A 22,630-nucleotide genomic window follows, 5' to 3' on the forward strand; every position below is an offset into this window, starting at 1 on the left:
CGGCCGTGCGGTCCCGGTTCAGCGCACCGGCACCGCCAGGTACTGGTACTCCAGGAACTCCTCGATCCCGGCCCGGCCGCCCTCCCGGCCGAGCCCGGACTGCTTGACACCGCCGAACGGCGCCGCCGGGTTGGACACGAGCCCGGTGTTGAGGCCGACCATGCCCACCTCCAGCCGCTCACCGACGCGCAGGGCGCGGTCCAGGCCCTCGGTGAACACATAGCCGACGAGGCCCCAGGGGGTGTCGTTGGCGCGGCGTACCACCTCGTCCTCGTCGTCGAAGGCGAGGATCGCCGCGACCGGGCCGAAGATCTCCGTGTCCATCAGGCGGCTGCCGGGGTCCACGTCGGTGAGCACGGTCGGCGGGTAGAAGCAGCCCGGCCCCTCGGGCGTACGGCCGCCGACGAGCACCCGGGCGCCGCGCTCCACCGCGTCGGCGACCAGTTCCTCGACCTTGGACCGGCCGGCGGCGTCGATCAGCGGGCCGACGTCGACGCCGTCCCGGGTGCCGGGTCCCACGACCAGCGCGCCCATCCGGGCGGCGAGCCGTTCGGCGAACTCCCCGGCCACCGGCCGGTGGACGAGGAAGCGGTTGGCGGCGGTGCACGCCTCCCCCATGTTCCGCATCTTGGCGACCACGGCCCCGTCCACGGCCACGTCCAGGTCGGCGTCGTCGAAGACGATGAAGGGCGCGTTGCCGCCGAGTTCCATGGAGGTGCGGACGACGGTGCCGGCGCACTGGGCGAGCAGCAGCCGCCCGACGGCCGTGGACCCGGTGAAGGACAGCTTGCGGATCCTGCCGCCGCGCAGCAGCGGTTCGCACACCTCGCCCGCGCGGGAGGTGGTGACGACGTTCAGCACGCCGTCGGGCAGCCCGGCCTCCTGGAGGATCGCGGCGAGCGCCAGGCTGGACAGCGGGGTCTGCGGGGCCGGTTTGAGCACCATGGTGCAGCCGGCCGCGACCGCCGGGCCGATCTTGCGGGCGCCCATGGCCAGCGGGAAGTTCCAGGGGGTGATCAGCAGGCACGGCCCGACCGGGCGGCGGCCGAGCAGCATGCGGGTGCGCCCGTCGGGCAGGGTGCCGTAGCCGCCGTCGACGCGCACCGCCTCCTCGGAGAACCAGCGCAGGAACTCGGCCGCGTACGCCACCTCTCCCCTGGCCTCGGCCAGCGGTTTGCCCATCTCCGCGGTCATCAGGCGGGCGAGGTCGTCGGTGCGGGCGAGCACCGTCTCGTGGGCGCGGCGCAGGATGTCGCTGCGCTCCCGGGGTGCCGTGCGCGCCCAGCGCGCCTGCGCCTCGACGGCCGCGTCCTCCGCCGCGCGGGCGTCCTTGGGGCCGGCGTCGGCGACCCGGCACAGGATCTCGCCGGTCGCCGGGTCGTCGACGGGCATGGTGGCCCCGTCCGCGGCGTCCACCCAGGCACCGCCCACGCACAGGCGCTTGGGTACGCCGGTCAGGAAGTCCGTCATCGCCCCTCCGTCCCCGCCGTGCCGGCCTCGACCGCCCGCGCCCACGCCGTCAGCCCTTCGTCCACCGCCGTCTCGTCGATCACCAGGGCCGGGATCATCCGTACCACCTGGTTCCAGGCACCGCACAGCAGCAGCAGGAGGCCCTCGTCGACGGCGGCGCGCTGGACCCGGGCCGCGGTCTCCGGGTCGGGGCCGCCGTCCGCGGTCACGAACTCGGTGCCGAGCATGAGCCCGAGGCCCCGTACGTCGCCGATGGCCGCGGTCCGTTCGGCCACCGCCTCCAGGCCGTGCCGCAGCCGGGCGCCCATCGCCTCGGCGTTCTCCACCAGTTTCTCGTCGCGCACGACGTCGAGGGTGGCGCAGGCCGCGGCGCAGGCGACGGCGTTGGCGCCGTAGGTGCCGCCCTGCGACCCCGGCCACACCTTGCGCATCAGCTCCTCGGGGGCGGCGATGCCCGACAGCGGGAAGCCGCTGGCCAGGCCTTTGGCGGTGACGAGGATGTCGGGGGTGACGCCGAAGTGGTCGTGGCCCCAGAAGCGGCCGGTGCGGCCCACGCCGGTCTGCACCTCGTCGAGGATCAGCAGGAAGCCGTTCCGGTCCGCGCGCTCGCGCAGCCCTTGGAGGAACCCGGCGGTGGCGGGCACGTATCCGCCCTCGCCGAGGACCGGCTCGACGACGACCGCGGCCGTGTCGGCGGGCGAGGAGATCGTCTGGAGCGTGTAGTCGAGTTCCCGGAGGGCGAAGCGGGTGGCGGTCTCCTCGTCCCAGCCGTAGCGGAAGGCGGTCGGGAACGGCGTGACCACCACGCCGCTCATCAGCGGCGAGAAGCCGGAGCGGAAGCGGGTGCCGGAGGTGGTCATGGAGGCCGCGGCCACCGTGCGGCCGTGGAAACCGCCGTGGCAGACCAGGACGTTGGGGCGTCCGGTGGCCTGCCGGGCCAGGCGCAGCGCGGCCTCCACCGCCTCGCTGCCGGAGTTGGTGAAGAACAGGCTGTCCAGTCCGGCCGGCAGTACCTCGCCGAGTTTGCCGACGAGCCGGCGCAGCGGCTGGTGCATCACCGTCGTGTACTGGCCGTGGATCAGCGTGCCCGCCTGTTCCTGCGCCGCCGCCACGACCCTGGGGTGGCAGTGCCCGGTGCTGGTGACGCCGATGCCGGCGGTGAAGTCGAGGTAGCGGCGGCCGTCCTCGCCGTACAGGTGGACGCCCTCGCCCCGGACCGCCACCACCGGGGTGGCCTGACGGAGGTGCGGCGACAGTGCGGTCATATCGTCTCCCGGCCGTAGCTCGTGCTCTGGTGCCTCGAGCGTCCCGGCCGCTTCCGGCCCGGGGCAAGGGGTGAACTGTCCGTTCCGCGGGCCGGGTTCGGACGATCTGTCCAGCCGGGCCGCTTGTCACCGTGGCCGGGCGGGCAGTCAGGCACCGTGAGCGAGAACCACCGAACCACCGGGTCCGGCGGCGGGGACGGCGAGGCCGCGTACGACACCGGCCCGGGCGCCCCCGGGTCTGCCCTGACCGTGGCCGACGTGCTGTCCCTGCCGGTCGTGGCCGCGGGCCGGCCGCGGGTCGTCACCGGCGCCGCGGGACTGGACCGGCCGGTCCGCTGGGTGCACATCACCGAACTGACCGACCCCGCCTCGTTCCTCAAGGGCGGCGAGCTGGTCCTCACCACCGGCATGCCGCTGCCGGAGGAGGCGGCGGATGTGCGCCGGTACGTGGGGGAGCTCGCCGAGGTGGGTGCGGCCGCCCTCGTCCTGGAGCTGGTCCGGCGCTACCACCGGCCGCCCGACGCCCTGGTGCGGGCCTGCCGGGCGCGCGGCCTGCCGCTGATCGGCCTGACGAAGGACGTCAATTTCCTGGAGGTCACCCAGGTCGTGCACGCCCTCGTCCTGGGCAGCCAGGCGGAGGCGATGCGCCGCACGCAGCGGGTCCACGAGGCCTTCACGGCGCTGACGCTGCGCGGGGCGGGCGCCGAGGAGGTGGTGCGTGCCGCGGCGGAGATGAGCGGGCGCACGGTCGTGCTGGAGAACCTGGTGCACCAGGCGCTGATCTGCGGGCCGTCCGGCAGCACCCTGGAGACGGCCGTCGGCGGCTGGGAGCGGCGCTCCCGCGCGGCCCCGTCCGGGGACCGCCCGGGAGTGTGCGGCCCCGAGGGCTGGCTCGTGGCGCCGGTGGAGTACCAGGGCGAGCGGTGGGGCCGCGTGGTGATGCTGCCCGCCGCGCCGGTGTCCGACGGAGCCCGGGCGTACGGCGCCGAGGACGCCGTCGTGCTGGAGCGCACGGCGATGGCCCTGACCATCGCCCGCCTCATCCGGCCCGCTCCCTGGGAACGGACGGCGCACCGCGGCGCCCTGCGCGATCTCGCCGAGCAGCGGCACCGCTCCGCCGGGGACGCCCGGGCCCGCTGCGCCGGGCTCGGGCTGCCCACCGACGGCTGCCGCTATCTCGCCGTCCTCGCCCGGACCGGCCCGGCTGGTGGCGCCGCCGAGCCGGAAGGCCGCCTGGCCGCCGAACTGGAATCGGCGGGGGTGCCGGCTCTCGTCGGCGAACTCGCGCCCGGCCGGCTCGCCGTCCTGCTGGCGCTGCGCCCCGAGCGGGACCGGCACGCCGTCGCGGAACGCCTCGCCCGCGCCCTGCGCACACTCGATCCCGAGGCGGTGGTGAGCGTCGGCGCGGAGGTCGCGGACCTGGCCCACGCCACGCGCTCGTTCCGCGAAGCCGCACGCGTGGCCGAGGCGACCCCGCCGGGACAGCCCCCGCCCGCGGGCCGGACCTACCACGAGCCGTCCGACATCGGACTGCGCCGTCTGCTCTACGCGCTGCGCGAGGACACCCGGGTGCAGGAGTACACGGAACGGCAGCTCGGCCGGCTCGTCGACCACGACGCCCGGCACGGCACCGACCTGGTGACGACCTTGCGCCACTACCTGGAGGCGGCCGGCAACAAGACGACGACCGCGCGGCTGGGCAATCTCTCCCGGGAGACGGTCTACCAGCGGCTGCGCACCATCGAGCGGCTCCTCGACCGCGACCTCGCATCGGGCACGCAGCGCACGGAGCTGCACGTGGCACTCGCGGCGCTGGAGGTCCTGCGCGCCCGGTGACGGACCGGGTGCGGCCGTCCTTCTCCGGCCACGAACGGCCGAAGGTGCCGCAGCGGTGCGGGCGTGGAGCCGGTAGACCGGAGGGAGGCAGGGCCGCGCCGTGGGGCTGCGGCCCGGTGGCCGGGGCGCCCGCCCCGGCGCGGAACGCGCACACCAGTACCCGGCACGGGACGGAGGCGGTTCGATGGCCGGCACCACGGGAGGGACCAGGGCCGGTGCGGCACCGGCCGACCTGCGGCTACCGGGGATCGTGCTCGGCGTGGGCCTGGGCGGGTTCCTCGACGGCATCGCGCTGCACCAGCTCCTGCAGTGGCACCACATGCTCACGAGCACCAACCAGGACCGCATCGGAGTCAAGTACTACGATCCGGACACCGTCTCCGGTCTGCAGATGAACACCGTGTGGGACGGCATCTTCCACACGGTGTGCTGGCTGGCCGTCCTGACCGGCCTGGCGATCCTGTACGCCCGGGTCACCCACGACCGGCGGCGGGTGTGGGCCTCCCGGGTGCTGTGGGGCTGGGTGCTCGCGGGCTGGGGGCTGTTCAACCTCGTGGAAGGCGTCCTGGACCACCACGTCCTGGGCATCCACCACGTCTACGCCGGGGACGGCCAGGTCTGGTGGGACATCGGCTTCCTGGCCCTGGGCGCCCTGCTGCTGGCCGGCGGCTGGCTGCTCCAGCGCGGCGGGCGGCCCCTCGGCCCGGCGGCCGCCGAGGCGGGTGCCCCACGGCCCGGCCGGGACGTGTGATGGGCCATGACGGCCATGTCCCCCACCCCGGGCGGCACGGCGCGGGCGGCGGCCTGCTGGACACGCTCGGCCCCGCGGTCGGCCTCGCGGTCGTCCTCCTGGTGTGCGCCGGCGGCTACCTGCACCTCGTCCACCGGGCCCGCCGCCGCAACCCGGCCCAGGGCTGGAGCGGTTGGCGGACCGCCGGATTTCTGACCGGCCTGGTCCTGCTCGCGGTGGCGCTGCTGCCGCCCGTCGCGCCCTTCGCCCACGCCGACTTCCGGGGCCACATGGTCCAGCACCTGCTCATCGGCATGTACGCCCCGCTCGCCCTGGTGCTCGGCGCGCCCGTGACGCTGCTGCTGCGCGTCCTGCCCGCCGCCCGCGCCAGGGTGCTGACCGGCGCCCTGCACAGCCGTCCGGCCCGGGTCCTGTGCCACCCCGCCGTCGCCCTGCTGCTGTCCAACGGCAGCCTCGCGGTGCTGTACTTCACCCCGCTGTACGGGACGCTGACGGCTCGCCCGGCCGGTCACTGGGTGCTGCACGTCCACTTCCTGCTGGCGGGCTGCCTGTTCGCCCACGTCATCGCCGGACCCGACCCCTCCCCCGCCCGGCCCGGCGTCCGTACCCGCCTGGTGGTTCTGGGCTGCGCCATCGCCGTGCACGCCGTCGTCTCCCAGCTGATGTACGGCGGCTTCCGGGTCGACATCCCCGCACCCGTCACCGAGGTACAGGGCGGCGCGGAGATCATGTACTACGGCGGTGACATCGCCGAACTGCTGCTGGCCGGCGCCCTCGTCGCCACGTGGCGGCCCGAGCGGCGGCACCGCCCCGCTCCCGGGGGCCGGCCGGCCCTGAAAAGCGGCTGACAGAAGGGAACGGCAGCGGTACGCTCACCGGCGATGACGACTCACTCTGCTGACAGATTGGGGGTCCCGTCCGCGCAAGGTGAGTGCTGATGGCCACTCACATCGCGAACGGGGACACCCGGGATTCCTTCTGGCCGCGCGTGCGGGAATACGCCGTGCCGCCCTCCATGATCGAGACCGCGACCGCCCGTCGCCGCGCCGGGGACTGGGCGGGTGCGTGCGCCGCCGCGGGCATCGACGTCGACCTCGACCTGCGCGGCGTGGCGCGAGCCCACGGCCGCGACCTCGCGGCCCGCGTCCGGGCCGACCTCCGTCGACTGGCGCCCGACCTGCTGCGCTGGCACATGCCGAGAATCGCCCCGGACGGTCTGCTGCGTCCGGGCCTGACCGTCGCCCTGGCCCGGTACGGCACCGGACCACGCAAGCGGGGCGGCCCGCCGTTCCTCGTCGTGCGTACGGCACCGGCCTGGGCGGACGCCGGCCAGCGGATGAGCCTCGCCCTGTGGGGCGGGTCCCGCTCCACGGGCGGGGCGTTCCGCCACCCGCATCCCCGGCCCAGCCGCCGGTTCCGGCTCGACCTGCACCGTCACCTGTGGGACGCGACCCGCGCCCATGAGCTGCGGACCCGGTCCGGGGCCGCCGGCCGACCACCCGCCGGCGGCTCCGCGGCGGGCCCCGGACTGCCGGGGGCGCTGCCGCCCGGCCACCGCTGTGCCGTCGACCGCTGGGCGGCGGAGGCGGGGATCGTGCTGCGCGCCGAGGGGCGGTCCGCCGGCCCCGTCGTCGTACGGCTCGGCTCCCGGCACCGGCTGCTCCTGCATCTGGATCTGCTCGCGGGCGGCGGCGGGGACGGGGACGGCGAGACGCCTCCGGCCCTGCGGATCACCGCGGCGGGCGACGGCGGCTCCGGCTCCGGGGCTCCGGTGCTGCCCGATGCGGCCACCTGGACCTTGCCGGACCTGGAACTGCTGCGCGCCGGGTCGATCGAGCCGGACCGGCTGCACCCGCTGGTCGCCTCCGCACTCGTACCTGGTCACAGGCCGGCCGCTCGGTCCGCGCCGGCGGACCGGGCGGGAGAAGCGCGTCTCGTGGAGTGCCGGGGCGCCCGGCACCGCATCGGCCTGGTCGACGGCGTCCTGACCGCGCTGGACCACGACCCGGCCGAGGTCCGGCGGGAGGAACTGCTCGCCGCGCTGACCGGCACCCCGCTCCCCTGTCTCCAGGCGATCGACCGGGCGCACCGTCGCCCCGACTGTCTCGCCGGGGTCCGCGAACGCCTCGACCACGGTGACCACGCCGGTGCGCTGGCCGTCGTCGAGGAACTGCTGGACCCCGACGCGGTGCTGCGCGGCGGCGCGCTGCGGGACGAGCTGGAGGCGGCGGCCCAGCGGCGGATCGTCCACGGGCTGTACCGGGCGGGGCTGGCGGAGCCCGGCCCCGCCCGGGTCCGTCCCGCCGACCGCAGCCGTCCCCGCGACCACCGTCCGCGCCCGCGCCACGCCACCCTCCGCTGATCTCCGCCGATCTTGCCGGTTTCCTCTGGCCTCCGCCGATCTCCGCCGATCTCCGCTGGTCTCCGCCGATCTCCGAAACCTGCGTCCCGCCGTCCACTCACTCGACACATCCACAGGTGATCACACATGCCCTCATGCATCCCGTCCGCCGCTTCCGCCGCCCCGTCCGGTGCCTCACAGCTCGACGTCGCCGGTGAGTTGCTGATCTGCCCGCCCGCCGGCCACTGCCCGGTCCGGCGCACGCCACCCCCGCCCCGGCGGACGCCCACCACCCCGTGGACGCCGGCCCGGCTCCGGCGCGCGGTGCCGTGGCTCTCGGGCAGGCGGGCCCCGGTCCCGCCTGCCCCGCGGTGAGCCGGGCGGCCGGCCACGCCCTCGGCGACGAGCGGCGCCGGCTCGGCGGTCACTCCGTCGGGGTGCCGATTCTGAGGCGGTTGCCGTCGGGATCGCGCAGCTCCGTCTCACGGGCCCAGGGCGCCTCCTCGACGGGCACCCCGAACTCGGCGGCCACCGCGTCGACGTCGGCCACCCGCAGGTAGACCAGCGTGTCCGGGCGGGCGTCTCCGGTGTGCTCCGACATGAACAGCCGTACCCGGCCGCGCGCCACCTCGACGAAGGCCGGCAGGCCGGGCTCGAAGCGGTGTTCCCACTGGACGGCGAACCCCAGACGCGCATACCAGCGGGCGGCCGCCGCCGCGTCGGCCACCCGCAGGATCGGGATGACTTCCTCGTTCATCGTCGACATGCCGTCATGCTGCCAGGTGCCACCGACACGGAGCGGTCCACGGCGACGGGCCGCTCAGGGCGACGGGCCGCCGTCGCCGGTGCGCCGGCCGGGCGGCGCCTCGCCCGCCGTCAGGTGCCCCAGCACCTCGACCAGCTCCTGACAGGCCCGTTCCACCGAGCGTCGGGTGTTGAGCTGCTCGGTGATCACGGCCGACAGCAGCAGCGCGGTCAGGGCCATGGTCCCGTTGAAGGCCTGGAGCTTGATCATCACCTCCACATCGGTCAGCCGGTCGAAGCCGCCGAAGCCTTCCGTGGCCGCGACGGTGGTCATCACGGAGGCGGCCAGTGCGGTCAGCAGACTGCCCGCGAGCTGGAACCGCAGGGCGGCCCAGATCAGCAGCGGATAAACCAGGAACAGCACGCTCACGGTGCTGAGCGCGGCCAGGGGGATCACCACGCAGGCCACGACGGCCATCCCCGCGGCCTCCGCCCATTTCCAGCGCGAGCCCCGCGGAGGCCAGCGCGCGCGGTACAGCAGGAGCAGCAGCGGGGTGACGATCACGACGCCCATCGCGTCGCCCACCCACCACGCCAGCCAGACCGGCCAGAAGCTGTCCCAGGTGAGCTTCTGCGTCCCGAGGAGCAGCCCGGCACCGATGCTCGCGCTGATCAGCATGCTGGCCAGGGCCCCGATGAACACCAGTGCGACACCGTCCCGCAGGCGGCTGAGGTCGGTGCGGAACCCCACCCGGCGCAGCAGGAGGTAGGCGCAGACGGGGCCGGCGGTGTTCCCGAACAGGGTGCCCAGGACACTCGGCCGCAGCGGGGCCAGGTACATGACCACGAACAGCACGCCGAGGGCGATCCCCGGCACGGCGCGCAGGCCGAAGATGAACAGAAAGGCGACCGCCACGCCGGCGGGCGGCCACAGGGGCGTGACCACCGCGCCCTCCACGACGAGCCCGCGCAGCAGGCCCAGCCGCCCGGCCGCGTAGTAGCACGCCGCGACGACCAGCGTCTCCAGGGCGAGGACGACCGGTCGGGGCCAAGCACGGATACCCACCACGCAGTCATCAGACACCGACGCGCCCGCGTCTGCGAGGCGGGAGAGCCGGGTGGCCGCCCTACGGCTGAAACTTCCGCCTGTCGTGACCGACCACCAGGACCGCCGCGTCGTCCTCGTGCCCGACGTGCTCGGCGTTCTTGATCACGGCGGCGGCCAGCGAGGCGGCGTCCATACCGGCGACGGCGGCGATGCCCGCAAGGCGTACGACCTGGTCGAGGCCCTCGTCCAGGCTCAGTATCGGTCCCTCCACCACGCCGTCGGTGAGCAGGACGAAGACCCCGCCCGTGGTGAGCCGGTACCGGGTGACCGGGTACTCCATCCCCTCCTGGACCCCGAGCGGCGGGCCTCCCTCGTCCTCGGAGACGCCCGACTTCCCGTCCGCCGTGGCCCACACGCACGGGACGTGCCCGGCCCGGGCGCTCTCCAGTACCCCGGTGGTCGGGTCGAGCCGCATGAACGTGCAGGTGGCGAAGAGGTCGGTGCCGAGTGTGAGCAGCAGGTCGTTGGTGCGCGCGAGGAGGTCGCCCGGCTCGCTGGTGACCGAGGCGAGCGCCCGCAGCCCGACCCGTACCTGCCCCATGAACGCGGCGGCCTCCGTGGTGTGTCCCTGCACGTCGCCGACGGACAGCCCGATACGGCCGTCGGGCAGCGCGAAGGCGTCGTACCAGTCGCCCCCCACATTGAGCCCGGAGTAGGCGGGCGAGTACCGCACGGCCAGGTGGATGCCGGGGACGACGGGCATGTCCCGGGGCAGCATGCCGCGCTGCAGGGCGAGGGCCAGCTCGACCTGCGACCGCTGCAGTTCCGCCAGCTCGCGCGCCTTGGCGGTCAGCAGTCCGAGTCTGGCCAGCAGCTCGTCGCCGTCGTCCGGTGAGCGCTTGCGGAACATGGATCACTCCGGAATGCCGAGAGCCCGCTCGGGGCACTTATTCCTACATTGCCCCGTTTGTCGCGCAGCGGCGACAGTCGCCGGGTCGCGGTGTGGCACCCGGTCGGCGGCGGCCACCGGCCATGATCACCGGCTGGCCGTTCGGTGTCCGCCGAATCGATCCACGCCTAGCGTTCACGGCATGACGACCGGCACCCACCGAGTGATCCAGCCCAGCGTCCTGTACTTCGGCACGCCCGTGGTCCTGCTGACCACCGTGAACGAGAACGGCACCGCCAACCTCGCCCCCGCCTCGTCGGCGTGGGCGCTGGGACGGCACGTCGTCCTCGGCCTGGGCAGCGACAGCCAGACCGTGCGCAACCTGTCGGCCCGGCCGGAGGTGGTCGTCGACGTCGCGTCGCCGGAGCTGTGGGAGCAGGTGGAGCGGCTCGCCCCGCTCACGGGAGCCGATCCGGTACCGGAGAGGAAGCGGCCGATGTTCCGCTACGAGGGTGACAAGTTCGCGGCCGCGGGGCTCACACCGGCGGATTCCGGTCTCGTACGGCCGCCCCGGGTCGCGGAATGCGCCCTCCAGCTGGAGGCGAGGGTGAGCGCGCTGACACCGGGTGGCGCGGGTGAGTTCTTCAGCGTCGAGTGCGAGGTGCTGCGGGTCCACGCCGACGAACGCATCGTCGTACCCGGCACGCACCACATCGACCCGGCCGCGTGGAGCCCGCTCATCTACAACTTCCGCCACTACCACGGTCTGGCTCCCGAACTCGGCCGCAGCTTCCGTTCGCAGACGGCCGGGCGTACACCGGCGGCCCGCTGACCCGTCCTGCGGGGCGGGTGGGCCGCCTCGCAGGACAGCGGGACACCCGGTCAGCTGGTGGCGCAGAGGGTGCCGTCGAGCCGGAACTCCGCCGGGGCGGTGTTCCCGGTGCCCCGGTCGGCGAGGAAGCCGACGGTGACCGTGGAGCCGGCGGGGATCGTGGAGGTGTACGAGGCCGGGGCGAGGCTGACCGCGGCGCCGTTCTGGGTGGGCGTCGCGCCCCACATGCCGGTGACGGTCTGGCCGTCGGCGAAGGAGAAGCCGAGCCTCCAGTCGGCGAGGGCGGCGGTGCCGGTGTTGCGGAGGGTGATCTCGCCCTGGAAGCCGCCCGGCCATTCGTTGACGACGCGGTACCCGACGGAGCAGGAGACGCCCGGAGTGCCGCCGCCGTTCCCCGTGGTGACGGTCACGGTGGCCGAGCGCGCCGAACGGTTCCCCGCCGCGTCACGGGCGTAGACGGCGAAGGTGTAACGGGTGTCGGCGGTGAGGCCGGACAGGGTGACGCCGGTGCCGGTGGTGGCGGCGAGCGTCGTCTCCGAGTCGCCGTCGACGCGGACGACGTCGTAGCCGGTGACGCCGGTGTCGTCGGTGGCGGCGGCCCAGCGGAGGGTGACCGAGGTGGCCGTCACGGCCGAGGCGGCCGGGGTGCCGGGAGCGGTCGGCGCCCGGGTGTCGCCGGGGGCGGTGCCGCCGTAGACGGTGGCTTCCTCGGCGGTACGGGCGATGCCGTCGGCCCCGTTGAAGATGCGCTCGCCCCAGGAGCTGAGCCGGCCGGGGTCGAAGTCGACGGCCAGGTCGAGGACGGGGTCGGTGTTGCCGCTCCAGGACCAGGCCAGGTATCCGAGCCCGAGCTGTTCGGCGGCGGCCATCATGGTGTCCTCGTCCGGGTCGCCCCACTGGTCGGGGGGACCGCCGAACTCGCCGATGACGAGGGGCAGACCGGCGGTGACGTAGGCGTTGAGGTAGTCGGTGATCTTCTGGGCGGTGTCGTAGACGCTGTACATGTGGATGGAGAAGATCAGGTTGCCGGTGGGGTCGGCGTCACGGACGGTCCGCGCCTCTGCCCGCATGACGCCCTGCCAGTCCTGGCCCCAGTTGGGGGCGTCCACCATGAGGGTGTGCCGGAACCCGGCGGCGCGCAGCTTCTTCACGGCCGCGATCGTGGGCGCGGTCCAGCCCGCGGGGTCGGTGTTCCCCCAGGGTTCGTTGCCGATGTTGACGATGACGTAGTCCTCTTCGCCGGCGAGGACGTCCTTGAGCCCGATCCAGTAGTCGGCGGCCTGGTCGAGCGTTCCGGCCGCGGCCTCCTCGCCGTAGCCGGTGGTGTCGTGCACCTCCAGGACGCAGATGAGCCGGTTGCCCTTGCAGTCGTCGACGACTGCGGCCACGTCCTCAGGCGTGTTCTCCGTCCAGCGATGGCCGTTGGACAGGACGACGCGGACGGTGTTGGCGCCCAGCGCCTTGATGTCGGCCAGCGACTGGGTCTCGCCCGGGTACCAGGTGTGGGCGTGGTTGACGCCCCGCATGACGAAGTCGTTGCCGTTGCCCTCCACCAGGCGGCCGTCGCTGATGTGCAGGCCGGTGGCGGGGTCGGCCGGGCGGGCCTGGGCGGTGGCCGGGGCGAGGGCGCCGAGGAGGACGAGACCGAGGAAGGCGGCCAGTCCGGCCAGCGATCCCGTTCGGATGCGGTGCCGAGAGGTGCGCGTCGGGGTTCTCATTGCGGCTCCAGAGTGTGGGGCGGGGGCCGGGTGACTCCTGGAAGGGAACGGTGGGAGCGCTCCCATGAAACGCACCTCCATGAAACTCATTGCGCCACGTACACGTCAAGACAGCCGTCGCCCGTGGTCCTCTCCGCCACAGCGCCTGCCCGGAACGCATGGCGCGCGAGGGACGTGCGAGGACCGGCGCCGACGGCCGTCGCGCGGGCCCTCCGCAAGGAGTCGGACGCCGGTGCCGTCGGGTTCCCGTGCCGACGGGTGGAACCGGGGCACCGAAGGCGCCGGCAGGAGCATCGGGGCGCAGGCGCGGGCTCCGTGCCCCCGCCGGCCCGGGCTCGCGCGGCGGCGTCGCGCGTCGCGCCCCTCGCCGCCGGGTATCCCCTGGGCAGCCCGGCGACCGCCGGTTTCCGCACCCCGGACACCGACGCGCGCCATCCGCACCCATGGAGAGGTGGAACGCCATGTCCGAGACCCATGGCCTGGAGCCGGTGGCGACGTTCTGCGGGAACTGCGACTGCGGCTGCCCGCAGTTGTTCGTCGACCGGGACGCCCCGGCGGACCGACGGATCGTGCTCACCGACGACTTCGGCCGGCGGGTGCAGATGAGCGCCGACCAGTTCGCCTCGCTCGTCGCCGACGCCAAGGCCGGCAAGCTGGACGGCATCGCCCCGGCCTGACCCGGTCCCGGAAGAGAACTCCGGGCCCCGTCCGCACTCTTGCCCCTGCGTCTTCTGCGCTCTCTTTGCCGTCGGGGAACCCCTGCGCCCCCGGGCGCGTTCACCTGGCGGGCCGTGCGCGAGCGCGGCGCGGACCAGGACCGACAGGCAGCACCAGAAGCCGAGGTGGCACCAGTGGCGATGTGGGACCGGATCAAGGACCAGGCCAAGAACTTGCAGCAGCCCCAGGGCGCTCGGGGCGCGGGCGGGCACGGGCAGTCCGGGGGCGGCCGCGGGCCGGGCTCGGGCTCGTCCTCCGGCGGGTCCAAGGCCCAGCTGATCGGCCTGTTCAAGTCCCAGCTCGCGTCCGTCAAGACCGAGCTCAAGAGCGGCGCCTACCGCGACGCCAGCATGGCGATGTGCGCCCTGGTGGCCGCGGCCGACGGGCAGGTGGAGCCCGCGGAGCGGCAGCGGGTGGAAGAGCTGATCGTCTCCAACGAGGTCCTGCAGAACTTCCCGGCGGACCAGCTCCGCCAGCGGTTCAACCAGCACGTGGACCGGCTCCTCGCCAACTTCGAGCTGGGGAGGTCCGAGGCGCTCCAGGTCATCGCCAAGGCCGCCAAGAAGCCCCAGGAGGCCCGCGCGGTCGTCCAGACCGGCATCGTCGTCGCCGGCGCCGACGGCTCCTTCGAACCGTCCGAGCAGCAGGTGATCCGCGAGGCCTGCACCGCTCTCGGCGTGCCGCCCACGGAGTTCGGCATCTGAGCGACCCCCCGCCCGCCGCCCGCCCCGACACCCACCCCGCCGGGGCGGTGCTCGGGTCCGCCCTGAGAGGATCACCCGGACCGTGCACGGGTGAAGGTGGGGGACATGGCCGTTGTGGTGCTGCTCGTCGTTCTGGCGCTCGTCGTCGGCGGGTGCGTCTGCGTGGTGTGGGCCGAGCGCGGCGGGCCCCGCTGGGTCCGCGTGGTGGCGGCCGTGACGGTCGGCGCGGGAGAGCTGGTGCGTGCCGGGAAGAACCGGCGCGGGACGGCCAACTCCACCACCGGGGACGACGGTTAGGCGCGGGCCCCGCTCCGGCGCCCGGCGGGTGCCGGCCGTCCGGGCCCTATCCCGGCGAGACGTGACCGTCCGGCTGCGGGCGGGCGGCGCGTGCGGCGTTGTTGTAGGCGCGTCTCAGATGCTTGGCCACCGGGCACGGGACCCCGTCCGCACCGCACTGCCGGCAGCTCTGCCGGTGTGTCTCGTACTCCTCGCGCGCCTGGTGAAGGCGTGCCAGAGGATCGAAGGGTTCGTGCAAGGGGTGCATGCGGACTCCCTGATTGATCGAATGGGTCGGCCCCAGTTGGTTGCCTGAGGCGCACGCATTAGATCGTGATCTTGTTACTGGGAGTACGGCAAGCTCGACCGGATCACATACCGGCTGGTCACACCGGAGACGGGCGACGGCCCGGTTCGGCGAGCAGCGGAACCAGGCCGTCGATGGAGCGCGGGACGTCAGTGGCCGGATTCGAGCTCGAAACCGGCACCGCTGTGCCGCTCGAAGTCTGCGGCATAGGTGATGCCGTTCTTGCCGCCGACGTTCATGAACTTCTGGCCGGCCTTGTGGTCGAAGGAGCCGCTCTCGACCTCGACGGGCTTCGGACCGTCCGCGGCACTCGCGGTACCTGCCCCCATCACCGCAGCCGCCACCGACAGAAGCCCGGCCGCCAGGAACGTGCGCATACGCATGCAAACCTCTGGGTTCGCCATGAGTTGGACGCCGTGATGCCTTCCCTTGTTGCCCCGGCGGCCCGGCGTTCCCTGAGGCCTCCTCAGCCGCCCTTGCCGGCGTGGCCCGCACCGCCGGTATCGTCGGCGACGCCCGCATCGCCGCCCTCCCCCGCATCGCCGCTCTCGCCCTCGTCGTCGGCGACGCCGGACGGCCGGAAGCAGGCGATGACGGTCTTGCCGTCCGGGCACGGCCGCGCCTCCCAGCTGTCGGCGAGGGCGTCGACCAGCAGCATGCCGCGCCCGCCGAGCCCCTCGGTACCCGGCTTGCGGGGTGCCGGCAGCTCCCTCGAGCCGTCGTGCACCGCGACGTGCAGGCAGCGGTTGTCCCAGCTCATCACCAGTTGCGCGGTGCTGTGCGCGTGAATGTGGGCGTTGGTGGTCAGCTCCGAGACGGTCAGCAGCACGGCGTCCACGGTGGCCGGGTCGCTGGTCGTCCAGCCCAGGGTCTCCAGATGCCGCCGCGCCCAGTCCCGCGCGGCCTTCACTCCGCTGCTCACCGGCAAGGAGCGTGCCCACCCCACTGCCCGTACCGACGATTCGCCCATCGCGGGTGCCTCCCAGGTCCGCTGCCTGCTCTGCCACGACTGCCCGCGACGGGCGTCCTTACGCGGCCCGAGCCGGGCCGGGACTCACGGAGTGCGGATGTCCGCCGGCCGGGCCGGGCGCCCCAGGCGGACGGGAACGCCCGGGAAGTACAGCACGCTCACCGGTTTCCCGCGGGGCGCGGGCAGCCCCGCGGCCGCCACCGGGTCTCCTCCCACGCCGGCAGTTCGGCACGGTGGAGTGGCCAACGGGGGTGCTGGTTGGGCAGGTACGCCGCCCCGCCGAAGAAGGCGTTGTGCATGCCCCAGCGGGCGATGACGAAGGATTCCAGATCCGTCGGTGCCTCGATGCGTTCGCCGGCTCGTACGGTGATGCGGCTGTATGCGCCGCGCGGGCCCGGCCAGCGGCGCGAACCGGTGCAGGTGACGGTGTCGCCGACGGCACGGACCGGCATGCGGGACCACAGGTACGGCAGCCGGAAACCGGCACGGCCCATCACCACCGGGATCAGCCGGACGGCGTCCGTCGACCGGAACACGACACCGCGCCGGCCGTGCGCGTCGACCGAGTACAGCCGCACGTTCGTCTCCGGGAACGAGCCCGGATACGGCACTCCGGGCACCCCGGCCGGCCGACCCGGTGCATGCGGAAGGCGACGAGCCCGATGTAGGTGAACCCGTCGTGCGTGTCGGGCGAGGTGCCGCGCGGCATCAGCCCCGCCAGCGCCTCGGGGGTCACGGCCCAGTGGTTGAAGCAGAGGTCGAGCCACCGCCGGGTCAGGAGCGGCACCCGGACGGCGTCGGGCGCGTCGGGGGTAACGGAGGCGGGCCTGTCCACCGGTCCAGGACGGCAGAGCCCACCCGGCCGCCGGCGCCCGCCTCAGCGCAGGGCGGAGGCGGTGACGGCGGGCGTGTCCTCGTTGCGCAGCCAGATGGTGCGCTGCGGGAAGGGGATGCCGATGCCCGCCGCGTCCAGGGCCTCCTTGACCCGGCGCCGCAGCTCCCTGGTGACGCCCCACTGCTGGAGCGGCGCCGTCCTGACCGCCAGGCGCACCAGGACGCCGTCCGCGTCCAGGGACTGCACGCCCCAGACGGAGGGGGCCTCCAGCAGGACATCGGCGAAGTCCGGGTCCTGGCGCATGGCCTTGCCGGTCTCCTCCGGCACCGGCAGACGTCGTCGAGGTTGGCGTCGTAGGCCACGGACACGTCCAGCACGGCACGCGCCCACTCCTGGCTGTCGTTGCGGACCCGGAGGATCTCGCCGTTGCGGATGTGCCACAGACCGCCGTTGAGATCGCGGGCCTGGGTGAGGCGCAGACCGACGTGCTCCACCTCTCCGACCGCCTCGCCGAGGTCGACGCAGTCGCCGACGCCGTACTGGTCCTCGATCATGATGAGCATGCCGGAGAGGTAGTCGGCGACCAGGCTCTGGGCGCCGAAGCCGATCGCGAGACCGACCACGCCGGCGCTGGCGATCAGCGGCCCCAGGGCGATGCCGATCTGGTCGAGCACCGTGGCGACACCGACCGTGAACAGCACGACGGACACGATGCTGCTCAGGACGGAGCCGATCGTCCGCGCCCGCTGCTCGCGCCGCTCCCGGGCGCGGGACCGGTCGCGGTGCAGCACCACCGGGCCGCGGCCCGGCCGGCGGCCGGTCTCCCCTCCGCCCCCGGCGGGCTCCAGGATGCGCTTGACCACGCGGGTGACGGCCCGGCCGGCCGGCATCCGGATCAACGCGACGACGATCACGATGAGGGCGATGCGCAACGGGACCCCGGTCAGCTCGGCGGTGTGGTCACGCGCCCGGTCCGGCATCGTGAGCGCCAGCTCCACGGCTGGCTCCGTCATCGGGCGGTCGGGTACGTACACCATGGACGGTCGTGCCTCCGTTCCTCGGCAGGGGTGTCAGGACTCCGGGCGTCCCTGCCCCGGACCCGGCCGGCCATGACGGCCCCGTTCTCCGCGCGACCGCGCGAGCGGCGCGGTGCCCTGCCGTCACCGTCCCTCGTTCGTGTGGCGGCCCCGGAGTCCGTCACCTGCTCGGGTGAGAGCGGCCCGGGCGCGTACCGGCGCGTCGACAGGGTTCCGCGGTGACTTCCACTTCATCCGAAACGTCCGCTGTGACCACCGCCGGTCCGGGCACGCTCTCCGTCCTGTCCTGGAGTCGTGAGACCCCCGAGGGCGACATCCCCTACCTTCTCGTCTGTCCGCTGGGCGACGGCCCGGGCGGCCCGGAAGCCGCGTCGGCCGCCGTCGAGCAGCTGCTGCGCAAGGCCGGTCTGTCGCCGGAGGACGGGTTGGTCAACGCCGCCGCCCGGCCCCGGCTGCCGATCAGCCTGCTCATCGTGCCCAACGCGGCCGTCCTCACCATGCTCCAGGCCAACAGCCAGTTCGTGCCGTCGCCGGCCTGGCCGGCCGCCGTCGAGAAGCGCGGGGTCGCCTACCTCATCCTCGCCACGCGCGTGTGGCCGAAGGACGCCGAGCTGGGCGATCCCCAGGCGCCGGCGGCGTTCGTCAACGACGAGGAGACGCTCTCGTCCGCGGCCCACGTCCTGCTGCCCGCCCGGAAGCTGCGCACCTGAGGCAGGTCGCCGCCGCCCGGCCGAGCGGTTCCCCCTGCGCACGGGAATCGCTCAGTCGTGCCGCATCCACACGTTCGGCTCCCGGTAGACGCCCTGGTCGGCGATCCGGTCGACACGGAGGGTGCTCAGGCCGTCGGGGATGACGTAGTCGCCCGACTCGGGCAGGGCCATTCCGGTCCAGCGCTCCCACTCGGCCACCGTCCCGGTCATGGTCTGCGACGCGGGAGCCGGCGCCAGAAGGGTGGCACCGAGCCGCTGGTGGGTCCGGATCCAGGGGTCCAGGGCCAGCCCGTCGTCTCGTCGCCATCGCATGAAGGTCTCGATCGGGGTCAGCGGGTATCGGGCCTTCAGCGTCGGGCGGACCGGCGCGACGACCCGGGACAGCCCGGCTTCCCGTGCCGTGGCCCGCAGGGCCTTGAGGACCTCCCCCGCCAGGCCGCGGCCTTTGTGGGACGGGGTGACGATCGCCCCGCAGATCACCAGGGTGTCGGCGGCCACCTGCCGCTCGCGGCCCTCCACGGCCCGGGCCAGGGCGTCGGTGTACCCGGTCGGGAGGGTGTCGGTGCGCCCGTCCCAGCGGACGGGCACGCCCCACCCTCCGGCGACCGGCACCTCGTGCTCGTCCACCAGCATGAGGTCGAAGGCCGCGAACCAGTCCCGGACTCGGCCCAGGTACCGCTTCGCCGCCCGGTCGGCCAGGACAAACTCCGGGAACCCCTCGCTGAACAGTTCCTTCAGGTGCTCGTCGGGCCAGGTGCGCGCGTCGCTTCGTACGGTTCTCAGGGGAACGCCGCTCTCTTCGGAAGGGGGCATGGGTGAGCCGCTCACCGGCCGTGACACCGGAAGAGCGCTTCGAGATAGCTCTCCAGGCGTGCGGCGATCACCGGCGCGGTCAGGTCGGTGCGGCCCAGCTCCCGCCAGGGCACGGCGACCTTCTCGGCGTCGGGTGCGAAGGCCAGGGCGTCCAGGAGCCGCCAGTACAGATGGTCGTCCGGCGTCGCGGCGAGCCGTCCGCCGGCGGCGGTGTAACGGTCCGCGAACCGCAGGCCGGCGTCGGGGCCGTGCAGCAGCGCGAGCGCGGTGGAACAGTGGGCGACGTCCAGGTCGGCCGGTCCCCAGGAGGTCTCCACCCAGTCGACGACGCCGGTGATCCGCAGGTCGTCGCCGTGCCCGGTGAAGAGGACGTTGCCGGGGTGGAAGTCCCGGTGCAGGAAGCACCCGGCGTACTCGGGCGGGTCCCGCCGGATGACGTCCACGGCGCGCGCCCACAGCCCGGGCCGGTCCGTGGCCCGCGGAACGCGTACGCGCTCGGGCGAGGTCCACGCCTGGTACGGACGGGGGCGGGACCGTTCCGTGACCCGCACCCGGTGGATCCGTACCAGATGGCGGGCCAGCAACTCGGCGCGCCGCTCGGCCTCCTCCTCGTCGAGGCGCACGCCACCGGGCAGCAGGGACATCAGCAGGGAGGGATGGTCGCCGTGCTCGCCCGTCGGGTCGACGGCCAGGCAGCGGGCCGCCGGGACGTCGGTGCTCCGCAGCAGCGACAGGACCTGTGCCTCGCGCGTGAGGAGACCCTCGGCGTGCTGCCGGAAGAAGGGCTCGACGAAGGAGCGCAGGACCAGCCGGCGGCCGGCGCCGGGCCCCGACACACGCAGCAGGCGCATCTCGGAGGTCCACCCGCCGCGCAGCCGCTCGGCGCCCTCGACCCACTCGCCCTCACCGAGGTGCTTCTCGACCCAGGCGCGGGTGGCCGACCAGTCGTCCCGGCTTGCCGCGTCCGTCACTGGTGGGCCTCCCGCAGGCCGACGGCGTCGTGCTGCCAGAACGTCTCCGAGTAGACCAACGTCCCCGTCATCCACGGCTCGTACGCGGGCAGGGGGAGCGCCTGGAAGGCGGCGTCGGGGATTCTCAGGGACGGCTTGCGGAAACCGGACTCCGCGCCGGGCGCGAACCCGAAGCGGCGGTAGTAGCCGGGATCCCCTTCCAGGAAGACCAGGGGGACCGCGCGTTCGGCGAGGATCTCCACTCCGCGCCGGACCAGGGCCGAGCCCACGCCCCGGCGCTGGTGGGCGGGCGACACCCCGAGCGGGCTGAGCACCTGCACGTCGACCAGGCGCCGGGGAGCGTCGAGCAGGCTCCGGGTGAACATGACGTGCCCGACCACCTGCCCGGCCTCCTCGGCGACCAGCGACAGCCCGCCACTCGGGGTGAGGGCGGCGCGCAGCGCGTCCGTCAACTCGGCCACGACCGCGCCGTGGTCACCGAACGCCTCCTGGTGGAGAGCACGGACGGCCGCTCTGTCACCGGGCAGTTCCTCGCGAAGATCCATGGGCCCGAGCGTAGGCGCCGGTCACCCGCGCGGACCAGCCAATTAAAGCCCGCGGGCACCCGTGCCGCCGCGGTGCCGACCACCTGCCAGGCCCGGCTCCGTTCCGGCACGGGCTCACGCCGCGGCGGCCCCGCGGACCCGGGCAACTCCGAATGGGCGCCTGTGAGATGCGGGGCGGCACGGCACCGGGTCGGATGGGGCCATGCGCTCAGCCATAGCCGGGGCCTTCGGCCGCTCACGCGTGCTCGCCACGAGCCTTGTGCTCGCCGCCCCCACTCTCCTGCTTCCCCTGCACGCCGCCACCGCCTCCACGGCCGACGAGGGCCCGGTCCGCGGTTCCGCCCGAATGGGCATGGGCGTTCTGGCCCACGAGGGCGAGCACGGACCGCCGCTCACGACCAGGGCCGCCCAGACCGAGGGCGTGGACGTCTCCAGCCACCAGGGCAACGTCGCCTGGCCGTCCCTGTGGAGCAGCGGGGTCAAGTGGGCCTACGTCAAGGCCACCGAGGGGACCTACTACAAGAACCCCTACTACACGCAGCAGTACAACGGCTCGTACGACGTCGGCATGATCCGCGGCGCGTACCACTTCGCGACGCCCGACACCGCGAGCGGCGCCGCCCAGGCCGGCTACTTCGTCGACCACGGAGGAGGCTGGTCGAAGGACGGCAGGACCCTGCCGGGTGTCCTGGACATCGAGTGGAACCCGTACGGGGCGGCCTGCTACGGCAAGTCGCAGAGCCAGATGGTGTCCTGGATCCGCGACTTTTTGAACACCTACAGGGACCGCACCGGACGCCACCCGGTGATCTACACCTCCACCAACTGGTGGAAGCAGTGCACCGGCAACTACACGGGCTTCGCGGCGAACAACCCGCTGTGGGTCGCCCGGTACGCCTCGACCGTGGGCGAGCTGCCCGCCGGCTGGTCCGCGTACACGATGTGGCAGTACACCTCGTCGGGGCCGATCGTCGGCGACCACAACAGGTTCAACGGGGCCCTCGACCGGGTCCGCGCGCTCGCCAACGGCTGACCCGGGCGGGGCGTGCGCCGGCCGGAGGCGGGCGTCGAGGTCGCCGCGGTCGGGCTCCGGCGCGCCGTGGAGCGCCGCGAGGCGCGGGTCGTCGAAGCACTCGCCGGCCATGCGGCCGACGCTCTGCGCCGGGGCACCGGCACAGCCACTCGGTTCCGCCCCCCGGCCGGGCCGCCGGGGCGGGCGGGCGGTGTGCCCCACCGGGCTCCGTCAGGCGGAGGGGTGACGGGAGCGGTCCGCGTTGCCGGGCCCTCGGGTGGCGGCGGCGCGCAGCCTGCGTCCGCGGCGGGTGAGTCCCCACGGTTTGAGGACGGAGACGACCGTCATGAAGACGTGGGCGGACAGCGAGACGACCGGTCCGAACAGGACGTCGCCGGCGTCGGGCAGCGGCGCGCCCGCGGCGACGGCCGCGACCGCGGCGTTCGCTCCGGTGCGCAGGGCGAAGGCCGTGGCGGTGGTGGCCAGGGTGAGCCAGAACTTGGTCCAAACCCAGCGGTGCCGGGCCAGTCCCCACGGGGTGCCGAGGGACAGCAGCAGGCCGCTGAGGAGGGTGAGCACGGCGACCGGGAGCAGGAGCCGGTCGGCGAAGAGCTTCATGGCACGGAGGGAGGCCTCCACGGTCACCGCGGTACCGGTGGTGGTGGCGGTGGTCCCGAGGGCGAGCAGGCCGAGGCTGAGCCCCAGCCAGCTCGCGGAGGCGGCCACATGGACGACGAGACAGGCCCGGCGTGCGGGTCGGCTGAGTTTCACGTGCACCACACTGCCGGGCGGGCGCCGCCGGGGCCGTCTCACGCGGGGAGTCAACCCGGGTACTCGGC

The 22,630-nt window shown here is 74.0% G+C and carries 23 protein-coding genes and 2 pseudogenes; 10 read left to right on the plus strand and 15 right to left on the minus strand.

The features are described 5' to 3' along the window. Positions 1-18 precede the first annotated feature (18 nt). A complete protein-coding gene (locus ACLGIH_RS02405; RefSeq protein WP_416523530.1) occupies positions 19-1,470 on the minus strand; it encodes an NAD-dependent succinate-semialdehyde dehydrogenase in 1,452 nt (483 codons plus the stop codon). After that, positions 1,467-2,735 carry an aspartate aminotransferase family protein gene (locus ACLGIH_RS02410; protein WP_416523531.1) on the minus strand — a complete coding sequence of 423 codons (1,269 nt, stop codon included), beginning with the start codon at positions 2,733-2,735 and terminating at the stop codon, positions 1,467-1,469. Before ACLGIH_RS02410 ends, ACLGIH_RS02405 begins: the two co-directional genes overlap by 4 nt. A gap of 156 nt (positions 2,736-2,891) precedes the next feature. On the opposite strand from ACLGIH_RS02410, the gene ACLGIH_RS02415 reads away from it, so the two are divergent. The 4 genes from ACLGIH_RS02415 to ACLGIH_RS02430 all read left to right on the plus strand — a co-directional run bounded on the left by ACLGIH_RS02415 (position 2,892) and on the right by ACLGIH_RS02430 (position 7,684). Next, positions 2,892-4,571 (plus strand): PucR family transcriptional regulator, encoded by a 1,680-nt coding sequence (locus tag ACLGIH_RS02415; protein WP_416523532.1) that lies wholly within the window; start codon positions 2,892-2,894, stop codon positions 4,569-4,571. Positions 4,572-4,755: 184 nt separating this feature from the next. Further along, the gene (locus tag ACLGIH_RS02420; RefSeq protein ID WP_416523533.1) at positions 4,756-5,322 is read left to right on the plus strand and encodes a DUF2243 domain-containing protein; all 567 of its coding nucleotides are present in this window, start codon (positions 4,756-4,758) and stop codon (positions 5,320-5,322) included. Then, positions 5,322-6,170: a cytochrome c oxidase assembly protein gene (locus ACLGIH_RS02425; RefSeq protein ID WP_416523534.1), complete on the plus strand. Its 849-nt coding sequence runs from the start codon at positions 5,322-5,324 to the stop codon at positions 6,168-6,170. The genes ACLGIH_RS02420 and ACLGIH_RS02425 overlap by 1 nt, the downstream gene beginning before the upstream one ends. An 89-nt stretch (positions 6,171-6,259) precedes the next feature. Then, positions 6,260-7,684, plus strand: coding sequence for a hypothetical protein (locus tag ACLGIH_RS02430; RefSeq protein ID WP_416523535.1), 1,425 nt, complete (start codon positions 6,260-6,262; stop codon positions 7,682-7,684). Positions 7,685-8,087: 403 nt separating this feature from the next. Here the strand turns inward: ACLGIH_RS02430 and ACLGIH_RS02435 are convergent, their stop codons facing one another. The 3 genes from ACLGIH_RS02435 to ACLGIH_RS02445 form a co-directional block, all read right to left on the minus strand. Continuing rightward, positions 8,088-8,420 carry a glyoxalase superfamily protein gene (locus ACLGIH_RS02435; RefSeq protein WP_416529265.1) on the minus strand — a complete coding sequence of 111 codons (333 nt, stop codon included), beginning with the start codon at positions 8,418-8,420 and terminating at the stop codon, positions 8,088-8,090. 63 nt (positions 8,421-8,483) lie between these two features. Then, entirely contained in the window at positions 8,484-9,476 is a 993-nt protein-coding gene (locus ACLGIH_RS02440; RefSeq protein ID WP_416523536.1) for an MASE1 domain-containing protein, read from the minus strand. A gap of 58 nt (positions 9,477-9,534) precedes the next feature. Then, entirely contained in the window at positions 9,535-10,365 is an 831-nt protein-coding gene (locus ACLGIH_RS02445; protein ID WP_416523537.1) for a PP2C family protein-serine/threonine phosphatase, read from the minus strand. A gap of 181 nt (positions 10,366-10,546) precedes the next feature. Here ACLGIH_RS02445 and ACLGIH_RS02450 point away from each other — a divergent pair, with 181 nt between their 5' ends. Next, entirely contained in the window at positions 10,547-11,176 is a 630-nt protein-coding gene (locus tag ACLGIH_RS02450) for a flavin reductase family protein (protein ID WP_416523538.1), read from the plus strand. A 50-nt stretch (positions 11,177-11,226) separates the two neighbouring features. On the opposite strand, the gene ACLGIH_RS02455 is transcribed toward ACLGIH_RS02450, so the two are convergent. After that, positions 11,227-12,894, minus strand: a complete 1,668-nt coding sequence (locus ACLGIH_RS02455; protein WP_416523539.1) for a cellulase family glycosylhydrolase — start codon at positions 12,892-12,894, stop codon at positions 11,227-11,229. Positions 12,895-13,355: 461 nt separating this feature from the next. On the opposite strand from ACLGIH_RS02455, the gene ACLGIH_RS02460 reads away from it, so the two are divergent. The 3 genes from ACLGIH_RS02460 to ACLGIH_RS02470 all read left to right on the plus strand — a co-directional run bounded on the left by ACLGIH_RS02460 (position 13,356) and on the right by ACLGIH_RS02470 (position 14,612). Beyond that, entirely contained in the window at positions 13,356-13,571 is a 216-nt protein-coding gene (locus ACLGIH_RS02460; protein ID WP_416523540.1) for a hypothetical protein, read from the plus strand. 174 nt (positions 13,572-13,745) lie between these two features. Beyond that, positions 13,746-14,315 (plus strand): tellurite resistance TerB family protein, encoded by a 570-nt coding sequence (locus tag ACLGIH_RS02465; RefSeq protein WP_416523541.1) that lies wholly within the window; start codon positions 13,746-13,748, stop codon positions 14,313-14,315. Between the two features lie 105 nt (positions 14,316-14,420). Next, on the plus strand, positions 14,421-14,612 hold the full coding sequence (locus ACLGIH_RS02470) for a hypothetical protein (RefSeq protein ID WP_416523542.1): 192 nt from the start codon (positions 14,421-14,423) through the stop codon (positions 14,610-14,612). A gap of 435 nt (positions 14,613-15,047) precedes the next feature. Here the strand turns inward: ACLGIH_RS02470 and ACLGIH_RS02475 are convergent, their stop codons facing one another. From ACLGIH_RS02475 to ACLGIH_RS02495, 5 genes and pseudogenes are all read right to left on the minus strand, one after another. Continuing rightward, entirely contained in the window at positions 15,048-15,275 is a 228-nt protein-coding gene (locus ACLGIH_RS02475; RefSeq protein ID WP_416523543.1) for a hypothetical protein, read from the minus strand. An 89-nt stretch (positions 15,276-15,364) separates the two neighbouring features. Next, positions 15,365-15,868, minus strand: a complete 504-nt coding sequence (locus tag ACLGIH_RS02480; RefSeq protein ID WP_416523544.1) for an ATP-binding protein — start codon at positions 15,866-15,868, stop codon at positions 15,365-15,367. Positions 15,869-16,026: 158 nt separating this feature from the next. Further along, a pseudogene (locus ACLGIH_RS02485) lies at positions 16,027-16,703 on the minus strand (YqjF family protein). A gap of 42 nt (positions 16,704-16,745) precedes the next feature. Next, the gene (locus ACLGIH_RS02490) at positions 16,746-17,030 is read right to left on the minus strand and encodes a hypothetical protein (RefSeq protein ID WP_416523545.1); all 285 of its coding nucleotides are present in this window, start codon (positions 17,028-17,030) and stop codon (positions 16,746-16,748) included. 134 nt (positions 17,031-17,164) lie between these two features. Beyond that, positions 17,165-17,740, minus strand: a pseudogene (locus ACLGIH_RS02495) (mechanosensitive ion channel family protein); the annotation flags it as partial. A gap of 248 nt (positions 17,741-17,988) precedes the next feature. Here ACLGIH_RS02495 and ACLGIH_RS02500 point away from each other — a divergent pair. Further along, positions 17,989-18,450 (plus strand): DUF5949 family protein, encoded by a 462-nt coding sequence (locus tag ACLGIH_RS02500; RefSeq protein WP_416523546.1) that lies wholly within the window; start codon positions 17,989-17,991, stop codon positions 18,448-18,450. A gap of 51 nt (positions 18,451-18,501) precedes the next feature. On the opposite strand, the gene ACLGIH_RS02505 is transcribed toward ACLGIH_RS02500, so the two are convergent. Genes ACLGIH_RS02505 through ACLGIH_RS02515 form a run of 3 tightly spaced genes read right to left on the minus strand, consistent with a single transcriptional unit; the run spans position 18,502 to position 20,779 of the window. Beyond that, a complete protein-coding gene (locus ACLGIH_RS02505; protein WP_416523547.1) occupies positions 18,502-19,263 on the minus strand; it encodes a GNAT family N-acetyltransferase in 762 nt (253 codons plus the stop codon). A gap of 11 nt (positions 19,264-19,274) precedes the next feature. Further along, positions 19,275-20,234, minus strand: coding sequence for a phosphotransferase family protein (locus ACLGIH_RS02510; protein WP_416523548.1), 960 nt, complete (start codon positions 20,232-20,234; stop codon positions 19,275-19,277). Further along, a complete protein-coding gene (locus tag ACLGIH_RS02515; protein WP_416523549.1) occupies positions 20,231-20,779 on the minus strand; it encodes a GNAT family N-acetyltransferase in 549 nt (182 codons plus the stop codon). Before ACLGIH_RS02515 ends, ACLGIH_RS02510 begins: the two co-directional genes overlap by 4 nt. 202 nt (positions 20,780-20,981) lie before the next feature. Between ACLGIH_RS02515 and ACLGIH_RS02520 the strand changes: the two genes are divergently transcribed. Then, entirely contained in the window at positions 20,982-21,812 is an 831-nt protein-coding gene (locus ACLGIH_RS02520; protein ID WP_416523550.1) for a lysozyme, read from the plus strand. 210 nt (positions 21,813-22,022) lie between these two features. On the opposite strand, the gene ACLGIH_RS02525 is transcribed toward ACLGIH_RS02520, so the two are convergent. Further along, positions 22,023-22,562, minus strand: coding sequence for a DUF2269 domain-containing protein (locus ACLGIH_RS02525; RefSeq protein ID WP_416523551.1), 540 nt, complete (start codon positions 22,560-22,562; stop codon positions 22,023-22,025). Positions 22,563-22,630: the final 68 nt, after the last annotated feature.

Source organism: Streptomyces hamibioticus, from assembly GCF_047946815.1.
Taxonomy (GTDB): Bacteria; Actinomycetota; Actinomycetes; order Streptomycetales; family Streptomycetaceae; genus Streptomyces.

Bases quoted from the DNA above. Each gene is read 5' to 3' on its own strand.
- ACLGIH_RS02405 (WP_416523530.1), bottom strand. From the start codon at position 1,470: ATGACGGACTTCCTGACCGGCGTACCCAAGCGCCTGTGCGTGGGCGGT.
- ACLGIH_RS02410 (WP_416523531.1), bottom strand. From the start codon at position 2,735: ATGACCGCACTGTCGCCGCACCTCCGTCAGGCCACCCCGGTGGTGGCG.
- ACLGIH_RS02420 (WP_416523533.1), top strand. From the start codon at position 4,756: ATGGCCGGCACCACGGGAGGGACCAGGGCCGGTGCGGCACCGGCCGAC.
- ACLGIH_RS02425 (WP_416523534.1), top strand. From the start codon at position 5,322: ATGGGCCATGACGGCCATGTCCCCCACCCCGGGCGGCACGGCGCGGGC.
- ACLGIH_RS02430 (WP_416523535.1), top strand. From the start codon at position 6,260: ATGGCCACTCACATCGCGAACGGGGACACCCGGGATTCCTTCTGGCCG.
- ACLGIH_RS02435 (WP_416529265.1), bottom strand. From the start codon at position 8,420: ATGAACGAGGAAGTCATCCCGATCCTGCGGGTGGCCGACGCGGCGGCG.
- ACLGIH_RS02445 (WP_416523537.1), bottom strand. From the start codon at position 10,365: ATGTTCCGCAAGCGCTCACCGGACGACGGCGACGAGCTGCTGGCCAGA.
- ACLGIH_RS02450 (WP_416523538.1), top strand. From the start codon at position 10,547: ATGACGACCGGCACCCACCGAGTGATCCAGCCCAGCGTCCTGTACTTC.
- ACLGIH_RS02455 (WP_416523539.1), bottom strand. From the start codon at position 12,894: ATGAGAACCCCGACGCGCACCTCTCGGCACCGCATCCGAACGGGATCG.
- ACLGIH_RS02460 (WP_416523540.1), top strand. From the start codon at position 13,356: ATGTCCGAGACCCATGGCCTGGAGCCGGTGGCGACGTTCTGCGGGAAC.
- ACLGIH_RS02470 (WP_416523542.1), top strand. From the start codon at position 14,421: ATGGCCGTTGTGGTGCTGCTCGTCGTTCTGGCGCTCGTCGTCGGCGGG.
- ACLGIH_RS02475 (WP_416523543.1), bottom strand. From the start codon at position 15,275: ATGCGCACGTTCCTGGCGGCCGGGCTTCTGTCGGTGGCGGCTGCGGTG.
- ACLGIH_RS02480 (WP_416523544.1), bottom strand. From the start codon at position 15,868: ATGGGCGAATCGTCGGTACGGGCAGTGGGGTGGGCACGCTCCTTGCCG.
- ACLGIH_RS02505 (WP_416523547.1), bottom strand. From the start codon at position 19,263: ATGCCCCCTTCCGAAGAGAGCGGCGTTCCCCTGAGAACCGTACGAAGC.
- ACLGIH_RS02515 (WP_416523549.1), bottom strand. From the start codon at position 20,779: ATGGATCTTCGCGAGGAACTGCCCGGTGACAGAGCGGCCGTCCGTGCT.
- ACLGIH_RS02520 (WP_416523550.1), top strand. From the start codon at position 20,982: ATGCGCTCAGCCATAGCCGGGGCCTTCGGCCGCTCACGCGTGCTCGCC.